Annotated in this window: 22 protein-coding genes; 8 read left to right on the top strand and 14 right to left on the bottom strand. The window is 72.2% G+C overall.

Annotated features, from left to right (window positions below; all coding sequences use genetic code 11):
• Positions 1–257: 257 nt before the first annotated feature.
• The gene (locus AMK33_RS42415; RefSeq protein WP_158075121.1) at positions 258–413 is read left to right on the top strand and encodes a hypothetical protein; all 156 of its coding nucleotides are present in this window, start codon (positions 258–260) and stop codon (positions 411–413) included.
• 29 nt (positions 414–442) lie between these two features.
• Here the strand turns inward: AMK33_RS42415 and AMK33_RS13750 are convergent, their stop codons facing one another.
• The 5 genes from AMK33_RS13750 to AMK33_RS13770 form a co-directional block, all read right to left on the bottom strand.
• Positions 443–592: a hypothetical protein gene (locus tag AMK33_RS13750; protein ID WP_201263022.1), complete on the bottom strand. Its 150-nt coding sequence runs from the start codon at positions 590–592 to the stop codon at positions 443–445.
• A complete protein-coding gene (locus tag AMK33_RS13755) occupies positions 589–966 on the bottom strand; it encodes a signal peptidase I (RefSeq protein WP_073933093.1) in 378 nt (125 codons plus the stop codon). The genes AMK33_RS13750 and AMK33_RS13755 overlap by 4 nt, the downstream gene beginning before the upstream one ends.
• Positions 963–1622 (bottom strand): DUF5063 domain-containing protein, encoded by a 660-nt coding sequence (locus tag AMK33_RS13760; protein WP_073933094.1) that lies wholly within the window; start codon positions 1620–1622, stop codon positions 963–965. The genes AMK33_RS13755 and AMK33_RS13760 overlap by 4 nt, the downstream gene beginning before the upstream one ends.
• Positions 1615–2214, bottom strand: coding sequence for a recombination mediator RecR (recR, locus tag AMK33_RS13765; RefSeq protein WP_030863096.1), 600 nt, complete (start codon positions 2212–2214; stop codon positions 1615–1617). The genes AMK33_RS13760 and recR overlap by 8 nt, the downstream gene beginning before the upstream one ends.
• Before the next feature lie 94 nt (positions 2215–2308).
• A complete protein-coding gene (locus AMK33_RS13770) occupies positions 2309–2650 on the bottom strand; it encodes a YbaB/EbfC family nucleoid-associated protein (protein WP_073933095.1) in 342 nt (113 codons plus the stop codon).
• Positions 2651–2922: 272 nt separating this feature from the next.
• Between AMK33_RS13770 and AMK33_RS13775 the strand changes: the two genes are divergently transcribed.
• Positions 2923–3669, top strand: a complete 747-nt coding sequence (locus AMK33_RS13775) for an SLATT domain-containing protein (protein WP_073933096.1) — start codon at positions 2923–2925, stop codon at positions 3667–3669.
• A gap of 90 nt (positions 3670–3759) precedes the next feature.
• On the opposite strand, the gene AMK33_RS13780 is transcribed toward AMK33_RS13775, so the two are convergent.
• The 4 genes from AMK33_RS13780 to AMK33_RS13795 all read right to left on the bottom strand — a co-directional run bounded on the left by AMK33_RS13780 (position 3760) and on the right by AMK33_RS13795 (position 8621).
• Positions 3760–5307, bottom strand: a complete 1548-nt coding sequence (locus tag AMK33_RS13780; RefSeq protein WP_073933097.1) for a substrate-binding domain-containing protein — start codon at positions 5305–5307, stop codon at positions 3760–3762.
• 99 nt (positions 5308–5406) lie between these two features.
• Complete coding sequence (locus AMK33_RS13785; RefSeq protein ID WP_073933098.1) at positions 5407–7473, bottom strand: serine/threonine-protein kinase; 2067 nt, start codon at positions 7471–7473, stop codon at positions 5407–5409.
• Between the two features lie 75 nt (positions 7474–7548).
• Positions 7549–8019: a MarR family winged helix-turn-helix transcriptional regulator gene (locus AMK33_RS13790; protein WP_073933099.1), complete on the bottom strand. Its 471-nt coding sequence runs from the start codon at positions 8017–8019 to the stop codon at positions 7549–7551.
• The gene (locus AMK33_RS13795; protein WP_073933100.1) at positions 8016–8621 is read right to left on the bottom strand and encodes a type 1 glutamine amidotransferase family protein; all 606 of its coding nucleotides are present in this window, start codon (positions 8619–8621) and stop codon (positions 8016–8018) included. The genes AMK33_RS13790 and AMK33_RS13795 overlap by 4 nt, the downstream gene beginning before the upstream one ends.
• A gap of 157 nt (positions 8622–8778) precedes the next feature.
• Between AMK33_RS13795 and AMK33_RS13800 the strand changes: the two genes are divergently transcribed.
• The 3 genes from AMK33_RS13800 to AMK33_RS13810 all read left to right on the top strand — a co-directional run bounded on the left by AMK33_RS13800 (position 8779) and on the right by AMK33_RS13810 (position 11754).
• On the top strand, positions 8779–10134 hold the full coding sequence (locus AMK33_RS13800; protein WP_073933101.1) for an aspartate aminotransferase family protein: 1356 nt from the start codon (positions 8779–8781) through the stop codon (positions 10132–10134).
• Between the two features lie 151 nt (positions 10135–10285).
• A complete protein-coding gene (locus tag AMK33_RS13805) occupies positions 10286–11059 on the top strand; it encodes a GntR family transcriptional regulator (protein WP_073933102.1) in 774 nt (257 codons plus the stop codon).
• A 44-nt stretch (positions 11060–11103) separates the two neighbouring features.
• Positions 11104–11754: a hypothetical protein gene (locus AMK33_RS13810; protein ID WP_073933103.1), complete on the top strand. Its 651-nt coding sequence runs from the start codon at positions 11104–11106 to the stop codon at positions 11752–11754.
• Positions 11755–11757: 3 nt separating this feature from the next.
• Here AMK33_RS13810 and AMK33_RS13815 read toward each other — a convergent pair whose 3' ends face one another.
• Positions 11758–12048 (bottom strand): hypothetical protein, encoded by a 291-nt coding sequence (locus AMK33_RS13815; RefSeq protein ID WP_073933104.1) that lies wholly within the window; start codon positions 12046–12048, stop codon positions 11758–11760.
• A gap of 99 nt (positions 12049–12147) precedes the next feature.
• Complete coding sequence (locus AMK33_RS13820; protein ID WP_073933105.1) at positions 12148–13431, bottom strand: adenylosuccinate synthase; 1284 nt, start codon at positions 13429–13431, stop codon at positions 12148–12150.
• Positions 13432–13619: 188 nt separating this feature from the next.
• Between AMK33_RS13820 and AMK33_RS13825 the strand changes: the two genes are divergently transcribed.
• Positions 13620–14492 (top strand): diacylglycerol kinase family protein, encoded by an 873-nt coding sequence (locus AMK33_RS13825; protein ID WP_073933106.1) that lies wholly within the window; start codon positions 13620–13622, stop codon positions 14490–14492.
• Between the two features lie 13 nt (positions 14493–14505).
• Here the strand turns inward: AMK33_RS13825 and AMK33_RS13830 are convergent, their stop codons facing one another.
• Together AMK33_RS13830 and AMK33_RS13835 are read right to left on the bottom strand one after the other, a co-directional pair.
• Complete coding sequence (locus AMK33_RS13830; RefSeq protein WP_073933107.1) at positions 14506–15096, bottom strand: Uma2 family endonuclease; 591 nt, start codon at positions 15094–15096, stop codon at positions 14506–14508.
• 52 nt (positions 15097–15148) lie between these two features.
• On the bottom strand, positions 15149–15646 hold the full coding sequence (locus AMK33_RS13835; protein ID WP_073933108.1) for a GbsR/MarR family transcriptional regulator: 498 nt from the start codon (positions 15644–15646) through the stop codon (positions 15149–15151).
• Between the two features lie 123 nt (positions 15647–15769).
• Here AMK33_RS13835 and AMK33_RS13840 point away from each other — a divergent pair, with 123 nt between their 5' ends.
• Entirely contained in the window at positions 15770–16666 is an 897-nt protein-coding gene (locus AMK33_RS13840) for an ABC transporter ATP-binding protein (protein WP_073933109.1), read from the top strand.
• Positions 16663–18267 (top strand): ABC transporter permease, encoded by a 1605-nt coding sequence (locus AMK33_RS13845; RefSeq protein ID WP_073933110.1) that lies wholly within the window; start codon positions 16663–16665, stop codon positions 18265–18267. The genes AMK33_RS13840 and AMK33_RS13845 overlap by 4 nt, the downstream gene beginning before the upstream one ends.
• An 8-nt stretch (positions 18268–18275) precedes the next feature.
• Here AMK33_RS13845 and AMK33_RS13850 read toward each other — a convergent pair whose 3' ends face one another.
• Positions 18276–18872: a Uma2 family endonuclease gene (locus AMK33_RS13850; protein ID WP_073933111.1), complete on the bottom strand. Its 597-nt coding sequence runs from the start codon at positions 18870–18872 to the stop codon at positions 18276–18278.
• Positions 18873–18907: the final 35 nt, after the last annotated feature.

Genomic DNA, 18907 nt, shown 5'->3' on the forward strand with positions numbered 1-18907 from the left:
AAGGTTCGGTGTCCGAGGTGAGACCGGGCGTGCCGCCGGGTGCCGGCACCGCATGATCACTCCATGGCGGAACCCGTGGAGAGATCGGACGAACTGCCGCAGGCGGCGAAGGACAACGACCCGGCGCTGGTGACGCGGCTGCTGGAGGCGGGCGTCGGCGTGGACGCGATCAGCCGGGAGGGGCGGACATCGAGGACCGGGACTTCAAGGGTAGGTCACCCCTGGAGTGGACGGCCGCATCCGGTCAGGTGGCGGCGGTGCGCCTGCTGCTCGGCCGCGGCGCCGAACCCACGGCGAGGGCCTTGGCCGACGCGAGCGCGAGCGCGGAGAGGCGCCCGGAGCGGGCCGAGGACTACGTACGCGTCCTCGACGCCCTGCGTGCCGCCGGAGCCGTCGACTCCGAGGGGCGGTGAACCACTGACCCCGTTGCTCCGCACCCCGCTCAGGCCGCGCCCACCGTTCGGTCGCCGTACTCGATCGTCGCCGTACGAGCGGCCCGCTCGCGGGATCCCCACTCGGCGTCGGACGCCTCGGGCCGGCTCTCACGGATCCGACGCTCGACGTCGGCCCAGCCGCTGTACTGGCTGGTCACGCCTCCGTGCCCTCCGCCACCGCGTAGCCGGGCACGGACGGCCACCGGACGGTCAGCACCACCGACTCCTCCTCCGCGAACCAGGAGTGGTCGACTCCCCGTCCCCACACGACGTAGTCGCCCTGCTCTTCCAGGAGGACACTGCGGCCGGGGAGTTCGACTCGGAAACGGCCGCTGACGAGGACCAGGAGGGCCGTGCGTTCCTCGCCCCTCACCCACCGCGTTCGCTCGTCGCCACGGGGGTGGACACCCCACTTGATCTCCACCGCCTCGCTGTGGCGAGGGTCCCCGGCGTCCTTGAAGTGCCCGAGGAGCCAGCCCCGGTCCAGCGCCGCGTCCTTGCCCGCGTTGCCCACGTACACGCTGTCGGTCATGTGACCGGGCGGACGCCCAGCGGACCGCCGATCTCCTCCGCCATGACCTGGCCCGCCTCGAACTCCAGGGTGTCGTCGCCCATGCCCTGGTCGGTGTCGAGGCCGTCGAGTTCGGCCAGGGGCTGGTTCAGGCGGACGTGGGCCACCACCGACTGCAACGCCCGCAGGGTCGCGGAGGCCGTGGTGCCCCAGTTGGAGAAGTAGGAGAACTGCCACCACCACAGGGCCTCCGTGGTGCGGCCGGCCTTGTAGTGGGCCATGCCGTGGCGGAGGTCGGTGATGACGTCGGTGAGGTCGTCGGAGATGCGGGCCGGGACCGGGGCCTTGCGGGGCTCGTAGGGGTCGAAGACCTCCGAGTAGACGTCGACCGGCTCCAGCATGCGGGCGAGGTTCTCGCGGAGTTCGTCCACGTCGGCCTCCGGGCCCATGTCGGGCTCGTAGCGCTCCTCGGGGACGATGTCCTCGTGCGCGCCCAGGCGGCCGCCGGCCAGGAGGAGCTGGGAGACCTCCAGGAGGAGGAAGGGGACCGCCGAGTCCGGCTCGTCGCCCTTCGCGACCTCCGTGACGGCGACCAGGAAGCTCTCGATCTGATCCGCGATCTGGACCGCGAAGTCGTCCGGGTTCTGGTCGGTCGCGTGCAGCGTGGCATCAGACATCTAGGAGTCGTCTCCCCTCGAAGGCGCGGCCGAGGGTGACCTCGTCCGCGTATTCCAGGTCGCCGCCCACCGGGAGGCCGCTGGCCAGGCGGGTGACCTTCAGGCCCATGGGCTTGATCATGCGGGCGAGGTACGTCGCCGTGGCCTCGCCTTCCAGATTCGGGTCCGTGGCCAGGATCAGCTCCGTGACCGTACCGTCGGCCAACCGCGCGAGAAGTTCTCGTATACGCAGGTCGTCCGGGCCCACCCCGTCGATGGGGCTGATCGCGCCGCCGAGGACGTGGTAGCGCCCCCGGAACTCACGGGTGCGCTCGATCGCCACGACGTCCTTCGGCTCCTCCACGACGCAGATGACGGCCGGGTCGCGGCGGGTGTCGCGGCAGATGTTGCACTGCTCCTCCTGCGCGACGTTCCCACAGGTCGCGCAGAAGCGGACCTTCGCCTTGACCTCCATCAGCGCGTGCGCCAGACGCCGTACGTCCGTCGGTTCCGCCTGGAGGATGTGGAAGGCGATCCGCTGCGCGCTCTTGGGACCGACGCCGGGCAGCCGCCCCAGTTCGTCGATGAGGTCCTGGACCACGCCTTCGTACAACGGACTGCCGTCCCTTCCTGGTGTTCCTTCAGTACGTACGGTAAAGGCCCGCGGGCCGTCTTCGAAAGGTTCGAGGGTTCGAGGGTTCGAGAGGTCAGAAGGGGAGACCGGGGAGGCCGCCGCCGCCCAGCCCCTGGGCCAGCGGGCCGAGCTTCTGCTGCTGAAGGGTCTGGGCGTTCTCGTTGGCCGCCTGGACCGCCGCGACGATCAGGTCGGCGAGGGTCTCGGTGTCCTCCGGGTCCACCGCCTTCGGGTCGATCACGAGGCCGCGCAGCTCGCCGGAGCCGGTGACGGTGGCCTTCACCAGGCCGCCTCCCGACTGCCCGTCGACCTCGGTCCTCGCCAGCTCCTCCTGGGCCCGGGCCAGGTCCTGCTGCATCTTCTGGGCCTGCTGGAGCAGCTGCTGCATGTTCGGCTGGCCACCACCGGGGATCACGATTCGGCTCCTTGGTCGGTCCGTCGGTAAGGGTTTTACCGTTCGGCACGAGCCTACGTGGTCGCGGGGGCCGCTGCCCCGACACTCTTTCGAGTGAGTCACGGTGGGGGCCCTATACCTGATCACGGCCATCTTCCGGACGAAAAAGAGCCCGAACCCCCGGCGCCGCCACCCATTGGGCGGTAGGAAGGGTCAGGCGCGTGAGCACCTGGCGTCACACTTCATGGACGGACAGTACGCGGAATCAGCAGGGGTCAGTAGGGAGATACCGGGTGGGTCAGCCGGAGATGCAGCCCGAGGGTCGGCCTCAGGACGGGTGGGGCGAAGGGGCGGCCGGGCCCTGGCCGGACGACCTGGAGGGGCGGGAGTTCCCGCTCGGGGACTGGGGCGAGCCGGCGGCCCGGCTGGACGAGCTGTACCGGTGGGTGGAGCGCGGCGCGCTGGACACGGCCGCCTGGTATCTCGCGGACCGGGTGTGGAAGCGGCGGTGCGCGTGGGCGCTGCGGGCCGGGACGGCCGTGGGCGCGCTGACCGGGGCCGCGCTGCCCCTGCTCGACCTGACCGGGGTGGCCGACGGGTCCGCGCCCTGGGGTTATCTGGCGCTGCTGCTCGGGGTGGCCTGTGTGGCCGGGGACCGGTTCTTCGGGATGACGTCCGGCTGGATGCGGGACGTGGCGACCGCGCAGGCCGTGCAGCGGCGGTTGCAGGCGTTCCAGTTCGACTGGGCGTCGGAGTGCGTGCGCGAGGTGCTCGGCCCGGCGGACGGCACGGCGAGCGAGGCGGCCGAGCGGTGCCTGGCGGTGCTGCGGCGGTTCTCGGAGGACGTCACCGAGCTGGTGCGGGTCGAGACGGCCGACTGGATGGTGGAGTTCCGTACGGGGGGCGCGCCGCTGGGCATCCAGACGGCGGTGGCGGGCGCGGGACGCCCGGAGGGTTCCCTCCCGCACGGCCGCTTCCCGTCCCCGCAGGGACCGGCCCGCCCCAACATGCCGCGCCAGCGTCCGCCCGAGCCGCGCTGAGCCGACTGTCCGCCCGAGCCGCGCCGAGCCGACTGTCCGCCCGAGCCGCGCCGAGCCGACTGTCCGCCCGAGCCGCGCCGAGCAGGCTCGTCACGGCGTGTCCCGTGCGCACAGCTCCATCCCCTCCGGGGTCCAGCACGGCAGATGGCCGTGGGTGCGGATCACGTCCTGGCCGACGCCGCGCGTGAGGTACGTCAGGAAACCCGACGCCAGTGAGTTCGCCGGCGGCTGCCCGTAGGTGTAGGCGTACTCGATCTCCCGGTACGGGTAGGAGCTCGTCCCGTGCTCGATGGCGTCGACGGACGGGACCTCTTCGTCGAGGTCCAGCCGGTGCAGTCCCTTCGCCCGGGAGGCGCGGGCGTGTTCGCTGTAGCCGATCGCGCCGGGGATGTCGGCGACGGTTTCCAGCACCTGTTCGGTGGAGTCGAGTTCGCAGCGGATGACGGGGGCGTTCGGGTCGTCCTTGTGCACGCAGTCGACGGAGGAGTGGGCGATCTCGCCCCGGCCCAGCACGCGGCGCTGGAAGACCTGTCTCGTGCCGGAGTTGGCGTCCCGGCTGACGAGGTGGACCGCCAGGTCCGGGCCGCCGAGCTCGCTCCAGTTCGCGATCTCGCCCCGGTAGAGGCGTCGTACGTCCTCCGTCGACAGGTTCCGCAGCCCCACGGCGTCGTTCACCACCAGCGCGAACACCGACACCGCCACCTGGTTCCCGCGCAGTTCGGGCAGCCCGCCCGGCTTGGGTCCGTCCGACAGGACCACCAGCGGCGGCGAGCCGTTCTCCGCCTCCGCCCCGGCCGCCGCCAGGTCCCGTATCCCGGCCGTCGACCCGTGCGGGTCCACCTCGATGCGCGGGTCCTCGTCCGCGCAGTCCCGCTCGTACTTCTCCGCGACCTCCCGCAGCACCGGCGCGAACGCCGTCGATCCGGTGAGGGTCAGGGTGCCGCCCCGGCAGCCGATGGGCGGCGGGCTGTCGTCCTGGGCCACGACGATCACCGCGAGCGCCACCACGCACAGCGTGAGCGTGATGGTGATCAGCCGCGCCGCCCGGCTGAACAGCGGGGCCTTGTCGTCCGGGGTGGCGCTGCGGTTGCGGTGCACGTCGCCCTCGCTGAGGTCGCCGCTCAGCTGGATCCCGTCGCCCACGCGCCCGCCGGAGAGCAGCACCAGCAGCTTGTAGTAGGCGCCCCGGTTCAGCGGGACGCGCGGGAGGCGCAGGGTGCCGTCCTGGTAGCCGAAGCCGCGCTCCTGGGTGAAGTGCTCGAGGAGGTGGCTGGTCTCCGAGGGCTGGGTGACCGAGACGCCGAGGATGGTGCGCTCACTGAACTCCACGGTCAGGCCGTGGCTTCCCGGGCTCTGGTAGTCGTCGCGGACGATGGTCTGCGAGCCGTCGTTCTCGATGCGCAGCAGCACCATGCTGGCGTGCGTCATCCCCGCCGCCGCCGTGTCGAACCAGCCCTCCCGCCGGCTGGTGCGGCTGGACCGCTGGCCGTCACCGATCGGGACGTCCAACTGCACGCGGTAGCCGATGCGTTTGCTGCGCGGCACCCGCCGCTCGTACCAGACCATGACGGCGGAGGCGACGACACCGAGGATCGCCGTCGCCACGGCCACCAGGTTCTCCGCGCTCAGCCACTCCATCGTGCCGCCCCCGCCACCGCCCGCACGTCCGACCGGGCAGTCACCGTACGGCCGTACGAAGCGGTCGGCGGTGTTCGTCCTCGGGAGTTCGCCGAACGTTCAGCCCCGCGTGTAGGTGAGCTGTTCGCCGCTGCCGGTGGTCACGCGCTGGAGCGAGCCGCCGGGGAGCAGGGTGACCTCGCTGGCGGAGCCCGGGGTGCAGGCGCCGCTCGGCTGCCCGACCGTCACGGAGGACGGGCCGAGCTCCAGCCGGTCTCCGGAGCCGCCGGTGAGCCGGGCCTCGAAGACGCAGTGGTAGGTGCCGTTGCCGGTGGGCCCGTCGGCGACGAGGGACATGACCGTGTCGCCGACCTCGCCCTGCCGGATGGTCAGCCTGCGGGTGTGCTCGCCGCTCGCGTTGTCGATGGTGGTGGACCAACTGCCCAGGTAGTCGGCGGGAACGGTGCCGTCCGCGGGGGCGGAGGCGCTGGGCCGCTGGGTCTCGTCGGGAGTGGTGGGGGCGGAGCTCCGCGGTGCGCCGCTGGGCGACGGGGGCGCGGTGGGGTCGTCGCCGGCGCGGTTGTCGGCGGCGCCGCCGCTCATCAGCCCGTACACGGTGCCGCCGGCGGCGAGCGCGACGACCAGCGCGATCACCACGAGCAGCACGGTGGAACGGTTGTCCCGGCGCGGCTCGGACACCGGCCCGTACGGCGGCGGCCCGTGGGGCGGGGTGTGGCCGACGGCGGGCCCGCTGTAGGGGTAGCCGTACGCGGGCTGCTGGGGATGCCCGTACGGGCCCGGTGCCGAGGGTTGGGCGGGGGCGCCCTGACCGGCCACGAGGGTGGGCAGGTGGTCCGCCCCCGGCTGCCCGGGCGGGGGCGGGGAGGCGTTGCCGGCCACGGGCGGCCCGACGGAGTCGTCGGCGGCACGGGCGTGCTCGGGGGGACCGGCGTGGTGGCCCGCCCCGGGCGGCACCTGCTGCCCGGCGGCGGGCGCACTCGGATACCCCGGTTCGGGAGACACCGACTGCCCGGCGGCCGGCACCGCGGGAGCACCGGGGTGCCCGGCGGGGCCGCCCCGCGCGGGCGCGTCGGGTCCGGTCGGCCCGGGTGGCGTGGAGGGCCACGCCGCCGGTGCCGAAGCGGCGGCGTGGCCGCCCGGCTGCCCGGCGGGCGGCGTACCGGGGGCGGCTGCCCCGCCCGGCCCGGGCGGTACCGGTGGCCAGGCGGTGGGAGGCGTACCCGCCGGTGTGGGTGGCGCCGGGGTTTCCGGGTCCTCCGCGTCCAGGAGGCGGACCGCGTGGCGGCCGAGCTGGGCGACCAGGGCGCTCGGCAGCCAGGGGTCACGGGAGCGGCCACCGACCACGGTGTCCTCCGCGCCGGTGCGCTCCAGCACCCGGTCGAGGGTGGGCCGTGCCGCCGGGTCCTTCTTCAGGCAGTCGCGTACGAGGTCGGCGATCCCCTCGGGCACACCGGCCAGGTCGGGTTCCTCCTGGGCGATGCGGAACATCAGCGCGTGCACACCGCTGTTGGCGGTGCCGAACGGGAGCGTGCCGGTGGCGGCGTAGGCGAGCACCGAGCCGAGGCAGAACACGTCGCAGGCCGGCGTGATGCGGTCACCGCGCACCTGCTCGGGTGCCATGAAGCCGGGCGAGCCGACGAGCGCGCCGGTGCGGGTGAGCCCGCCGTCGGTCACCGTCTCCAGCGCCCGCGCGATCCCGAAGTCGATGACGCGCGGACCGTCGATGGTGACGAGCACGTTGGACGGCTTGAGGTCCCGGTGGATGATCCCCGCGGCGTGGATGTCCTTCAGCGCGTGCGCGAGACCGGCGGCGAGGATGCGTACCGACCGTTCGGGCAGCGCCCCGTGGTCGTGCCCGACCACCTGCTGGAGGCTGGGCCCGGCCACGTACCCGGTGGCCACCCACGGCACGGGCGCCTCGGTGTCCGCGTCGAGGACCGGGGCCGTCCAGTCACCGCCGACCTGCCGCGCGGCGTGCACCTCCTGGCGGAAGCGCGCCCGGAACTCCTCCTGCTGGGCCAGCTCCCGGCGGATCAGCTTGACGGCGACGGTGCGTCCCCGGTCGGAGCGGGCGAGGTAGACCTGCCCCATGCCGCCGGCCCCGAGCCGGGCCAGCAGCCGGTACGCCCCGATTCCCGGCGGATCCCCGGGCCCGAGCTTGTCCATCGCCACGCCGCCTCCCCCCGATGAGCAACATCCCGAGGATAGTGCGGGGCCGGTACCCGGTGAGCTGGGCGATGTCTACGGTTCCGTAACAGGCGGCCCGAGTGTGTCCAGCACCGTGGACAGGCGTTCCAGCGCCTCCACCGCACGGGCGAGTTCCGCCTCCCCGTACGCCGCTCCGTACGCCTCCGCCAGCCGCTCCGCGAAGGCCGCGTGGCCGGGGTCGATACGGCTGATCGCCGTGTGACCCCGCTCCGTGGGGGCGAGGAGTTTGGCACGGCGGTGGGCCGGGTTGGGCCGGTACTCGGCGAGTCCGCGCTCCACCAGCAGGTCGGCGATGCGCTGCACGCTCTGCCGGGTGATGCCCATGGCCCTGGCGATCCCGGAGACCGGCAGCGGCTCGCCGAGGACCGCGCCGAGCACCTGCCACCAGGCGGCGGTGAGCCCGGCGGGCCGGGCCAGCTCCTCGGCGACCGCGAGGAACTGGCCGTTCAGCCGGAAGGTGCCGAGCGCGCCCCTGCTGAGCAGGTCCTGGTGTTCCCCGCTCACCGGGCCGTGGCCTTCGCGTACTCGGCGTACGCCTCGGGGTCCGAGTCGTGGAACAGCCGGTACCAGGCGTCGTTCACCGTGTCGTCGTGGACGCCGAGCAGCCGGAAGATCTCGCGGGCGAAGGCGACGGGCTCGGTCGGCCCGGCGGTGACGAGACCGCCGTCGGTGACCGCGTCGGCCTCGACGTACCGGTCGCCGCCCGCGTAGCCGGTCGCGGCGAGGTAGAAGGAGACGGCGCTGGTGTGCGCACGGGTGTCGAGCAGCCCTTCGCGGGCCAGCCCGGCGGTGGCGCCGCAGATCGCGGCGACGGGCACCCCGGCGTCGAGGAAGGCACGGGCGGCGCGGGCGAAGGGGGCGAGGTCGTCGCCCTCGTCCCAGCGGTCGGCGCCGGGGAGGATCAGCAGCGCGCTGTCCTCGGGCCGCAGTTCGTCGAGCGCGAGGTCGGACAGGACGCGGAGTCCGCCGATGCCGGTGACGGGCTCACCGGCCGGGGTGACCGTGCGCACCTCGTAGCCGGCGCGTGCGAGGTGCGCGGTGGCGTGACCGGTCTCCCAGTCGGCGAAGGTGTCGTAGAGGGCGAGATGCACGGGCTTGCGGGTCATGACCGCTCCCTTGTGAGTACACCGGCAGATGACAGCATATTGTCATTACGACAGCTTCCTGTCAATCACTCCTGTCGACACCCTGTCGCGGAAAGTCCCCCACCGCAGACAGGCCGCCGATGTCGCGGCCCCGCGGCCCCGGCCTACCCTCGGCCCCATGACCCCTCAGCCGAACCCCGAGGTCGGGGCCGCCGTCAAGGCCGCCGACCGTGCGCATGTGTTCCACTCCTGGTCCGCGCAGGAGCTCATCGACCCGCTCGCCGTCGCCGGGGCGGAGGGGTCGTACTTCTGGGACTACGACGGCCGGCGCCACCTCGACTTCACCAGCGGCCTCGTCTACACCAACATCGGCTACCAGCACCCGAAGGTCGTCGCCGCGATCCAGGAGCAGGCGGCGCGGATGACGACGTTCGCGCCCGCGTTCGCCGTCGAGGCACGCTCGGAGGCGGCGCGGCTGATCGCCGAGCGGACCCCGGGCGACCTGGACAAGATCTTCTTCACCAACGGCGGCGCCGACGCCGTGGAGCACGCCCTGCGCATGGCGCGGCTGCACACCGGCCGCCCCAAGGTGCTCTCCGCGTACCGCTCGTACCACGGCGGCACCCAGCAGGCGGTCAACGTCACCGGTGACCCGCGCCGCTGGGCCTCCGACAGCGGCACGGCCGGGGTCGTGCACTTCTGGGCGCCGTTCCTGTACCGCTCCCGCTTCTACGCCGAGACGGAGGAGCAGGAGTGCGCGCGGGCGCTGGAGCACCTGGAGACGACGATCGCCTTCGAGGGGCCGTCGACCGTCGCCGCGATCATCCTGGAGACCATTCCGGGGACGGCGGGCATCATGCTGCCGCCCGCCGGCTATCTCGCCGGGGTCCGCGAGATCTGCGACAAGTACGGGATCGTCTTCGTCCTCGACGAGGTCATGGCCGGGTTCGGGCGGACCGGGAAGTGGTTCGCGGCGGACCTGTACGACGTCGTCCCGGACCTGATGACCTTCGCGAAGGGCGTGAACTCCGGGTACGTACCGCTGGGCGGTGTCGCGATCTCCGGGGCGATCGCCGACACGTTCGGGAAGCGGCCGTACCCGGGTGGTCTGACGTACTCGGGGCACCCGCTGGCCTGCGCCGCCGCCGTCGCGACGATCAATGTGATGGCGGAGGAGGGTGTCGTCGAGAACGCGGCGACCCTCGGCGCGTCCGTCGTCGGGCCGGGGCTGCGGGAGCTGGCCGAGCGGCACCCGAGCGTGGGCGAGGTGCGCGGGACCGGCATGTTCTGGGCGCTGGAACTGGTGCGGAACCGGGAGACCCGCGAGCCGCTGGTGCCGTACAACGCGGCCGGTGAGGCGAACGCCCCGATGGCGGCCTTCGCCGCCGCCGCGAAGGAGGCCGGGATCTGGCCCTTCGTGAACATGAACCGCACGCATGTGGTGCCGCCGTGCAACGCGAGCGAGGCGGAGCTGAAGGAAGGGCTGGCGGCGCTGGACGCGGCCCTGTCGGTGGCGGACGGCTACGTGGAGTGACCACCACGTGAGGCCGGTTCGAACGGGCGCGGGGGGGTTCTCCCCCCGCGCCCGTTCGAACACCCCGGGGCCCGTCCGAACGCGTAAGGTGGCGTGCCCGTGGACATCCGCGTGCACGCCACTCGAACGCGACGAGGGAGACGCCCCGACCATGCCCGGCTTCAGCGGCGGCGGTGCCGTGACCCGCAGCACACTGCGGCAGCAGATCGCGGACGCGCTCCGTGACGAGGTGCTGGCCGGGCGGCTCCAGCCGGGGCAGGAGTTCACCGTCAAGGAGATCGCCGATCAGTACGGCGTGTCCGCGACCCCCGTCCGGGAGGCGCTGGTCGACCTGTCGGCGCAGGAGCTGCTCGACGCCGACCAGCACCGGGGTTTCCGGGTGCACGAGTACTCCGCCGACGACTTCCGGAGCATGATCGAGGCCCGCACCCTGGTGACCGACGGGATGTTCCGCGCGCTGACCGACGGCCACCTGGTCCACCTCCGGCCGGACGAGCCCCGGGTCGCCGCCGCCCTCGCCGGGGTGCGCAGACGCGGCGAGGAGGCGCAGCGCGCGGCCCTCGCCGGGGAGGTCACCGTGCTGATCGGCTACGACCTGCGCTTCTGGCGCGAACTCGGGTCCGTGTTCGGCAACCCGTACCTCACCGACTTCCTGCACCGGCTGCGCGTGCAGACCTGGGTGTGTGTGGTGCAGCATCTGCGGCGGCTGCCCGATCTGCGCGGGCACCTGTGGGCCGCACACACCGATCTGGTCGACGCGCTGTCGCGCCGTGACACCGATGAGGCCCGCGCGGTCGTCGAGTCGTACAACACGCACGCGCTCTCCCTCGTGGAGGGGCTGACGGGCGGCGGGATGGGTAAGGGACCTGCACAAGAGCCGGCACGGGGGGAGCGGCCCGCGCCGGGCGCCGATACGCTTCCCTGACCACGACGACCGTCCCGACGACCGTGCTGTGTGAGGAGCCCTCTTTGGCCTGTGACCTGTGGCTGGTACCGCTCGTCGACGTGTTGTGCCACACGCCCGACAACCCGTTCGCCGAGGAACTCGCGCAGTACAACGCGGTGCTCGCCGAGGCCGGCCTGCCACCGGTGCCGGTGTACCAGTACATGCCGGGACTGACCGGCGAGGTGGCCCCGGTCGCGGGTTTCGACTACGACGCGCTGCACTTCCTGCGGCGGGTGTACCTGCTCCAGGTGTGCGGGCTGCCGGTCACCCCGGTGGACGAACTGGGCGGTGACTACGAGCAGTTGCTGGAGATGTTCGAGGCGACGGCCCAGCAGTCCCACCTGGTCTGGCACTACGACCACGCGGGCGCGTACGTCCCCGTCGACTTCCCGCACCCCCTCGCCAACGACGAGCTCCTCGCGGGCGGCGGCCCCTTGGGCTCCTCCCACGCGCTGCTGCGGGAGCTGGAGCTGGTCGCCCCGTCCATCGGCATCGACCCGGCGAACCCCCCGGCCGCACCCGAACCCCCGCGCGGCCCGACCGAGCTGGAGGAGCCGGCCGTCCCCGCCCCGTACGACCCCAGCCCCTTCGCCCGCGAACGCCACGTCTGGCTGGGCCTGCACGCGGCGGCGACACGGAGCCTGGCGCAGGGGTCGATGATCGTGTTCAGCTGAGGCTCACTGCAGTGCGGAGAGCCCCTTCCGCAGGTCCTCCGCGTTCATGATCGGGGTCACCTCGACGCGGGCGTTCATCTCGGTGAAGAACGGTTCGCCGGCCGGGGGCAGTTCGGAGCTGTCCGCCAGGTCGAAGACCAGCAGGGCCGTACGCTGCCCGCCCACCGGTCCGAAGTACGCCGCTTCCGGCTGGAGCCGGTCGAGCGCGCCCTTCACCACCTCGGGCATCCTCCCGCTGCGGATGAGCTCGTTCGCCTTCTCCGTGTCCATGGTCGCCTTGAGCAGCACGCGCATCGCACTCACCTTCTTCTGGTCGACGCACGCGGCATCCACGGCTTCAGGCTATGCCCGTTCACCGGCGCCCGCGCGGGCGCCGGTGAAGGGCGGGTCCGGCTACAGGAACGAGTTGATCTCGATCGTCTCGTCGCGGCCCGGACCCACGCCGATCGCGGAGATCGGGGCGCCGGACATCTCCTCCAGGGCCTTGACGTACGCCTGGGCGTTCTTCGGCAGGTCGGAGAACGACTTGGCGCCGGTGATGTCCTCGGACCAGCCCGGCAGCATCTCGTAGACCGGCTTCGCGTGGTGGAAGTCCGTCTGCGAGTACGGCAGCTCCTCGACGCGCTTGCCGTCGATCTCGTACGCCACGCAGACCGGGATCTGCTCCCAGCCGGTGAGGACGTCGAGCTTGGTGAGGAAGAAGTCGGTGAGGCCGTTGACGCGGGTGGCGTAGCGGGCGATCACCGCGTCGAACCAGCCGCAGCGGCGGTCACGGCCGGTGGTGACACCGCGCTCGCCGCCGATGCGGCGCAGCGCCTCGCCGTCCTCGTCGAACAGCTCCGTCGGGAACGGTCCCGCGCCGACGCGGGTCGTGTACGCCTTCAGGATGCCGATGACCCGGCTGATCTTCGTCGGGCCCACGCCGGCGCCCGTGCAGGCGCCGCCCGCGGTCGGGTTGGACGAGGTGACGAAGGGGTACGTGCCGTGGTCGATGTCGAGCAGCGTGCCCTGGCCGCCCTCGAAGAGGACCACCTTGTCCTGCTCCAGCGCCTGGTTCAGCACCAGCACCGTGTCGGCGACGTACGGGGCGAGCTTGTCCGCGTAGCCCAGCAGCTCCTCGACCACCTGGTCGACGGCGATCGCGCGCCGGTTGTAGAACTTGGTGAGCATCTGGTTCTTGACGTCGAGGGCCGCTTCGACCTTCTGGGTGAGGATCGACTCGTCGTACAAGTCCTGGACGCGGATGCCGACACGGTTGATCTTGTCGGCGTAGGTCGGGCCGATGCCCCGGCCGGTGGTGCCGATCTTGCGCTTGCCGAGGAAGCGCTCGGTCACCTTGTCCACCGTCACGTTGTACGGCGTGATGATGTGAGCGTTTCCGCTGATCAGGAGCTTGGACGTGTCGACGCCTCGCTCGTTCAGCCCGCTCAGCTCGGAGAACAGGACCGACGGGTCGACGACGACGCCGTTGCCGATGACCGGCGTGCAGCCGGGGGAGAGGATCCCGGAAGGGAGCAGGTGGAGGGCGTACTTCTGGTCACCCACGACTACCGTGTGGCCGGCGTTGTTGCCGCCCTGGTAGCGCACCACATAGTCGACGGAACCACCGAGCAGGTCCGTCGCCTTTCCCTTGCCTTCGTCACCCCACTGAGCACCGAGCAGCACAAGTGCGGGCACGCGCGTACACCCCTTCCGGGCGGGGCATGTCCAAGGTCGAGGGCGCACACGGAGGATCACCGCCGCGTGCACCGCCGCGACCACCGTTGGCCGCCAACCGTCGGACCGGATGCCCCGGAATAGACGAAGCCCCTGGCGCAATAGCGCAAGGGGCTCTTGCACAAAGATGCTACCCGAGGAAGCGAGGCATGGCCGAGGTGGCGACTTCCAGGACCTTTTCCGCGACGTCCGATCAGCTCCTGGTGGTCGTCGATCCGGTCGCCCGACGGGCGGACGGCGAGTCCGTCCGGATCGCGAAAGACGTGCTCAGCGCGGGTGCGGCGGGCACGAAGGTGTGTCTGCCGGACGGCCCGGAGGAGTTCGCTCGGATGCTGGCGCGGCGCGGGTCGCGGCGGCCGGTGGTGGTGGGCGACGACCGGGCCCTGGTGCGGGCGGTGACGCTGCTGCACCGGCAGCGGGAGCTGGCCGACTGCGCGCTGTCCCTGGTGCCGGTGGGGGGCACGGTCTCCCTCGCCCGGTCGCTGGGGGTGCCGGCGGGTGCGGTGGCGGCGGCGCGGGCGGTGCTGGACGGGGCGGAGCGGCGGATGGACCTGCTGGTGGACGACAGCGACGGGGTGGTGCTCGGCGCCCTGCGGATCCCGCCGCTCGGCGGCACGGCACGGGTGCGGGAGGCGGGCGGTGGGGCGGGGCGCCCGTGGCTGCGGACGTGCCGGTCGCTCGTACGGACCCTGGTGCCGGCCAGGCCGTCCGGTTCCGTCTCCGACCCCGAGGCGGGACCGACGCGGCTGCGGGTGGAGGTCGACGGGGAGACGCTCGTCGATCTGGGGCAGCCGGTGGAGGGCGTCTCGGTCGTGCCCGGTGCCTCCGGGGCGGCGCGGGTGGAGGTGCGTCCGGCGTCGGTGGGGGCGGAGGCGTCCCCGCTGTCGGCGGAGGGCCGCACGGTGACCGTGTCGGGCGCGCACTTCCGCTATCGCGCGGACGCGGCGGTGTCGGGTCCGGTGCGGACGCGGACGTGGGTGGTGCGGGAGGGGGCCTGGGGGCTGACGGTGCCGGTGCGGTAGCGGCCGCGTCGGGTCAGGGAGCCTTGAAGCCGGTCGTGTCCAGTACGCAGCCGAACGGGGCGGGGATCGACAGCTTCTCGCCGAACGGCTTGGTCTCGCGGGCCTCGTACCCTGTGGCGGAGGGCATCGAGAAGACCGTGGCCTGCTCCTCCTGCATGTCGAGGATGAGATAGACGGGAACGCCCGCCTTGCCGTACGTCTGGACCTTGTCGGTCAGGTCGTCGTTCCGGGTGGAGGACGAGGTCAGTTCGGCGACGAAGGAGAGAGCTTCCCCGTCCAGGTGATTGCTCGTGCTCCGGCTGACACCTCGGTGCGCCGCGTGGATGTCGGGCCCATACGCGCGCTCCACGCCTGGAAACACGTACAGGAAAGGACCGTAACTGATCCGGTGGTCCTCAGGGAGATACGGCCGAAGCTGCTCACACACCAGCTCCATGACGTCGAGACAGAACGCCTTCGACCACGGCGACACGACGATGTTCCCCCTGATGATCTCGGCTTTGAAGCCATCGCGCAGTTGCAGCTCATCGAGGAGGTCCAGCATCTCCTCGAAGTCGCCGAGCTCGGTGCCGTTTGTCGTCGGTCGCTCTGCCATGACTGTCATGATGCGCCCTCCCCTGGAGACGGACCAGCCACCACTCAGCGCAGCGGATCGACTACTCCCGCCCGAACCGCTCCTCCCGGTGCACCCGCCAGCGCTCCATCATCGTCTCGATCTCCTTCTCCACGAACTCGAAGAAGGCCAGCGTCTCCGCCAGCCGCCGCCCCGCCGGGGTGTCCGCGCCCAGGCTGGTGACGCCCTCCCGGAGGGCGTCCTCCCAGCGCTTGAGGACGGCCTCGCGGTTGGTGAGGGCCTCGTACCACTGGTCGCCGTGGACCCGGTACCGCTCCCGGCGTGAGCCGGGCTCGCGTTCGCGGGACACCATGTGCACCTGGGACAGGTAGCGCACCGCGCCGGACACCGCGGCCGGTGAGACCTTGAGCTGTTCGCCCAGCTCGGCGGAGGTCATGACCCCGGCGTCGGAGGCGAGCAGGGCGCCGAAGACGCGGGCGGGCATGCGCGACATGCCGGCCTCCACCATCTGCGCCGCGAAGTGCTCCACGAACCGTGAGACCGCCTCCGGGTCCCGGGCCGTCCCGCTCGGTTCCGCCATGCTCCGATCATCTCCCCTGCTCAGGCGCCATGGTTGCCGTGGACGCCGTGGATCAAGTCTAGCCGCCGATTTATACGCTTCCTTAACTTCACAAATTTCTGAAAGAAGCGTACGTTCCGAAGCATGACGAAGGCCATCACCGTGTCCGGACTGCACAAGTCGTTCGGCCGGACCCACGCACTGGACGGTCTCGACCTGAACGTCGAGACCGGCGAGGTCCACGGCTTCCTCGGCCCCAACGGCTCCGGGAAGTCCACCACCATCCGCGTCCTGCTCGGCCTGCTGCGCGCCGACTCCGGTGCCGCCCAGGTGCTCGGCCGGGACCCGTGGACGGACGCCGTGGAGATCCACCGTCGTATCGCCTACGTCCCCGGTGACGTGACACTGTGGCGCAACCTCTCCGGGGGCGAGGTCATCGACCTGTACGGGAGGCTGCGCGGGGGCCTGGACCCGCACCGCCGCGCCGAACTGGTCGAGCGGTTCGAGCTGGACCCGACGAAGAAGGGCCGGACGTACTCCAAGGGCAACCGGCAGAAGGTCGCCCTGGTGGCGGCGTTCGCCTCCGACGTCGACCTGCTGATCCTGGACGAGCCGACGTCCGGTCTGGACCCGCTGATGGAGGAGGTCTTCCAGCGCTGTGTCGCCGAGGAGCGGGAGCGCGGGCGGACCGTGCTGCTGTCCTCGCACATCCTCAGCGAGGTGGAGGAGCTGTGCGACCGGGTCAGCATCATCCGCAAGGGGAGCACCGTGGAGAGCGGTTCGCTCGCCGAGCTGCGGCACCTGACCCGGACGAGCGTGAGCGCCGAACTCGCCGGGCCGCCCAACGGGCTCGCCGGGCTGCCCGGCGTGCACGACCTCGACGTGCAGGGGCGGCGCGTCCGGCTCCAGGTCGACACCGACAAGCTGGACGCGGTGCTGCGCTCGCTGAGCGAGTCGGGCGTGCGGTCGCTGACGTCCACCCCGCCGACGCTGGAGGAACTGTTCCTGCGGCACTACCAGGACGAGGTGACCGCCCGATGAGCGCCGCCGCCTTCGCCGTACGGCCCACGAGCTCGCGCCAACTCGCCGGCACCGGGATCCTGCTGCGCTTCGCGCTGCGCCGGGACCGGGTGATGATCCCGGTCTGGGTCGCGGTGAACGCGCTGATGGTGCTGTCCATGCCGAACACGCTCAAGGGGCTGTACGGCACTCCCGCCGAACGCGCCGACCTGGCCACGCAGATGGCCGGCAACTCCTCGCTGCGCGCCATGGTCGGCCCGGTCTTCGGCGACTCCCTCGGCGCGCTGACCGCCTGGCGGGCCGGGGTGTACGCGGGGGCGCTGGCCGCCGTGGTCGGTCTGCTGGTCGTCGTACGGCACACCAGGGACGAGGAGGAGAGCGGACGTCAGGAGATGGTGGCGTCCGGAATGGTCGGGCGCAGGGCCTCGCTGACGGCGGCGCTGCTCGCGGCGGCCGTCGCGAACGGGGTGCTGGCGCTGCTGGTGACGGCGGGGCTGGCCGGGCAGGGCGCGGCGGGCGCGCTGGCGTTCGGGCTCGGGATCGCGGGCGTGGGCATGGTCTTCGCGACCATGGCGGCGATCGTGGCCCAGTTGACGGAGAGCGCGCGGCTCGCGCGGGGGCTGACGGCGGCGGTGCTCGGGGCGGCGTTCGTGCTGCGGGCGGCCGGCGACTCGGCGACCGACGATGGTTCGTCGCCGCTGACGTGGGCGTCACCGCTCGGCTGGCTGACGAACCTGCGGGCCTTCGCCGGTGAACGGTGGTGGGTGCTGGGGCTGTTCGCGGGCGCGGTGCTGGCCCAGGGGGCGGTGGCGTACGCGCTCGCCGGGCGCCGGGACCTCGGCATGAGCTTCCTGCCGAGCCGTCCGGGGCCGGCCGCCGGGCGGCTGGGCGGTGCGGGGGCGCTGGCGTGGCGGTTGCAGCGGGGCGGTGTGCTCGGCTGGAGCATCGGGTTCCTGCTGGCGGGGCTGGTGTACGGCGGGATGGCGGAGGGGGCGGCCGATCTGGTCGGCGACAACGAGGGCGCCCGGGAGATCTTCCAGCGGATGGGCGGTCAGTCCGGTCTTACGGACGCGTTCCTCGCGGCGATGGCCGGGATGCTGGGGCTGGTGGCCGCGCTGTTCATCGTGGCGTCGGTGCTGCGGCTGCACGGCGAGGAGACCTCGGGGCGGGCCGAACCGGTCCTCGCGGGGGCCGTCGGACGGCTGCGGTGGGCGGCCGGGCACCTGGCGGTGGCGTTCGGCGGGGCGGCGCTGCTGATGCTGCTCGCGGGGGCGGGCCTCGCGCTCGGCCACGGTGAGCGGGCGGGCGCGGTCCTGGGGGCGTGTCTGGTGCAGGTTCCGGCGGTGTGGGTGATCGGCGGGGTCGCGGTCCTGCTGTACGGGCTGGCGCCCCGGGCGGCGACGGCGGCGTGGGGCGTGGCCGGTGCGGTGCTGCTGATCGGCTGGGTCGGCCCGGCACTGGACGTACCGCGGGCGGTGCTGGACCTGTCGCCCTTCGGTCATCTGCCGAAGCTGCCGGGCGGGGGCATGGAGTGGTCCCCGGTGCTGATCCTCACGGCGCTCGCGGCGGGGCTGGTGGCGGCGGGGCTGGCCGGGCTGCGGCGCAGGGACATGACGGCGTGACGGAACCGTCAGTCGACGTACCGCTTGAGTTCCTCGGTGTCGAGTTCGATACCGAGGGGCGCCGGCAGAGAGAGCTTGTGACCGAAGGACTTCTTGACGGTGCTCTGGTAGCCGTCGGTCGGGGACGGGTCGCTGAAGAGCGTGACGGAGCAGTCGTCGCGATCGATCAGCAGGTAGTACGGGATGCCCGCGTCGGCGTAACCTGCGGGCTTCTCCTCACGGTCCCGACGGTGGGTGTCCGAGTCGTAGGACGTGACCTCGACCGTCATGATCACGCCTTGTGTTTCGGCCCAGTCCCCCTTCCCGGCGAACGTACCGCGAGGCGCAAGCACGGCGTCCGGGAGAGCACGACCCTTGCGGTACTTCTCGACCTTCAGCCCCAGCTCCCCGCCTCCGTACAGCCACAGGCCGCTGCCCGCCAGAAGGAAGCACTCCTGCAGCCACCGGATGACCTCGCTGTGATTGCCGTCCGTCATGCCCTTGATCCCGACTCGTCCGTTGATGAACTCCAACCTGACGGCGTCGAACCTCTTGGCCACGTGGGCGGCGAGCTCCTCGAACTCCTCCACGGACATCTGAGCCATGTGCTGCGTCATGACCGTCATGGTGCCCTCCTTCGCAGGCGCTCACCAGCCTGCCG

The sequence above is a fragment of the Streptomyces sp. CB02400 genome, from assembly GCF_001905725.1.
In the GTDB taxonomy this organism is placed as follows: Bacteria; Actinomycetota; Actinomycetes; order Streptomycetales; family Streptomycetaceae; genus Streptomyces; species Streptomyces atrovirens.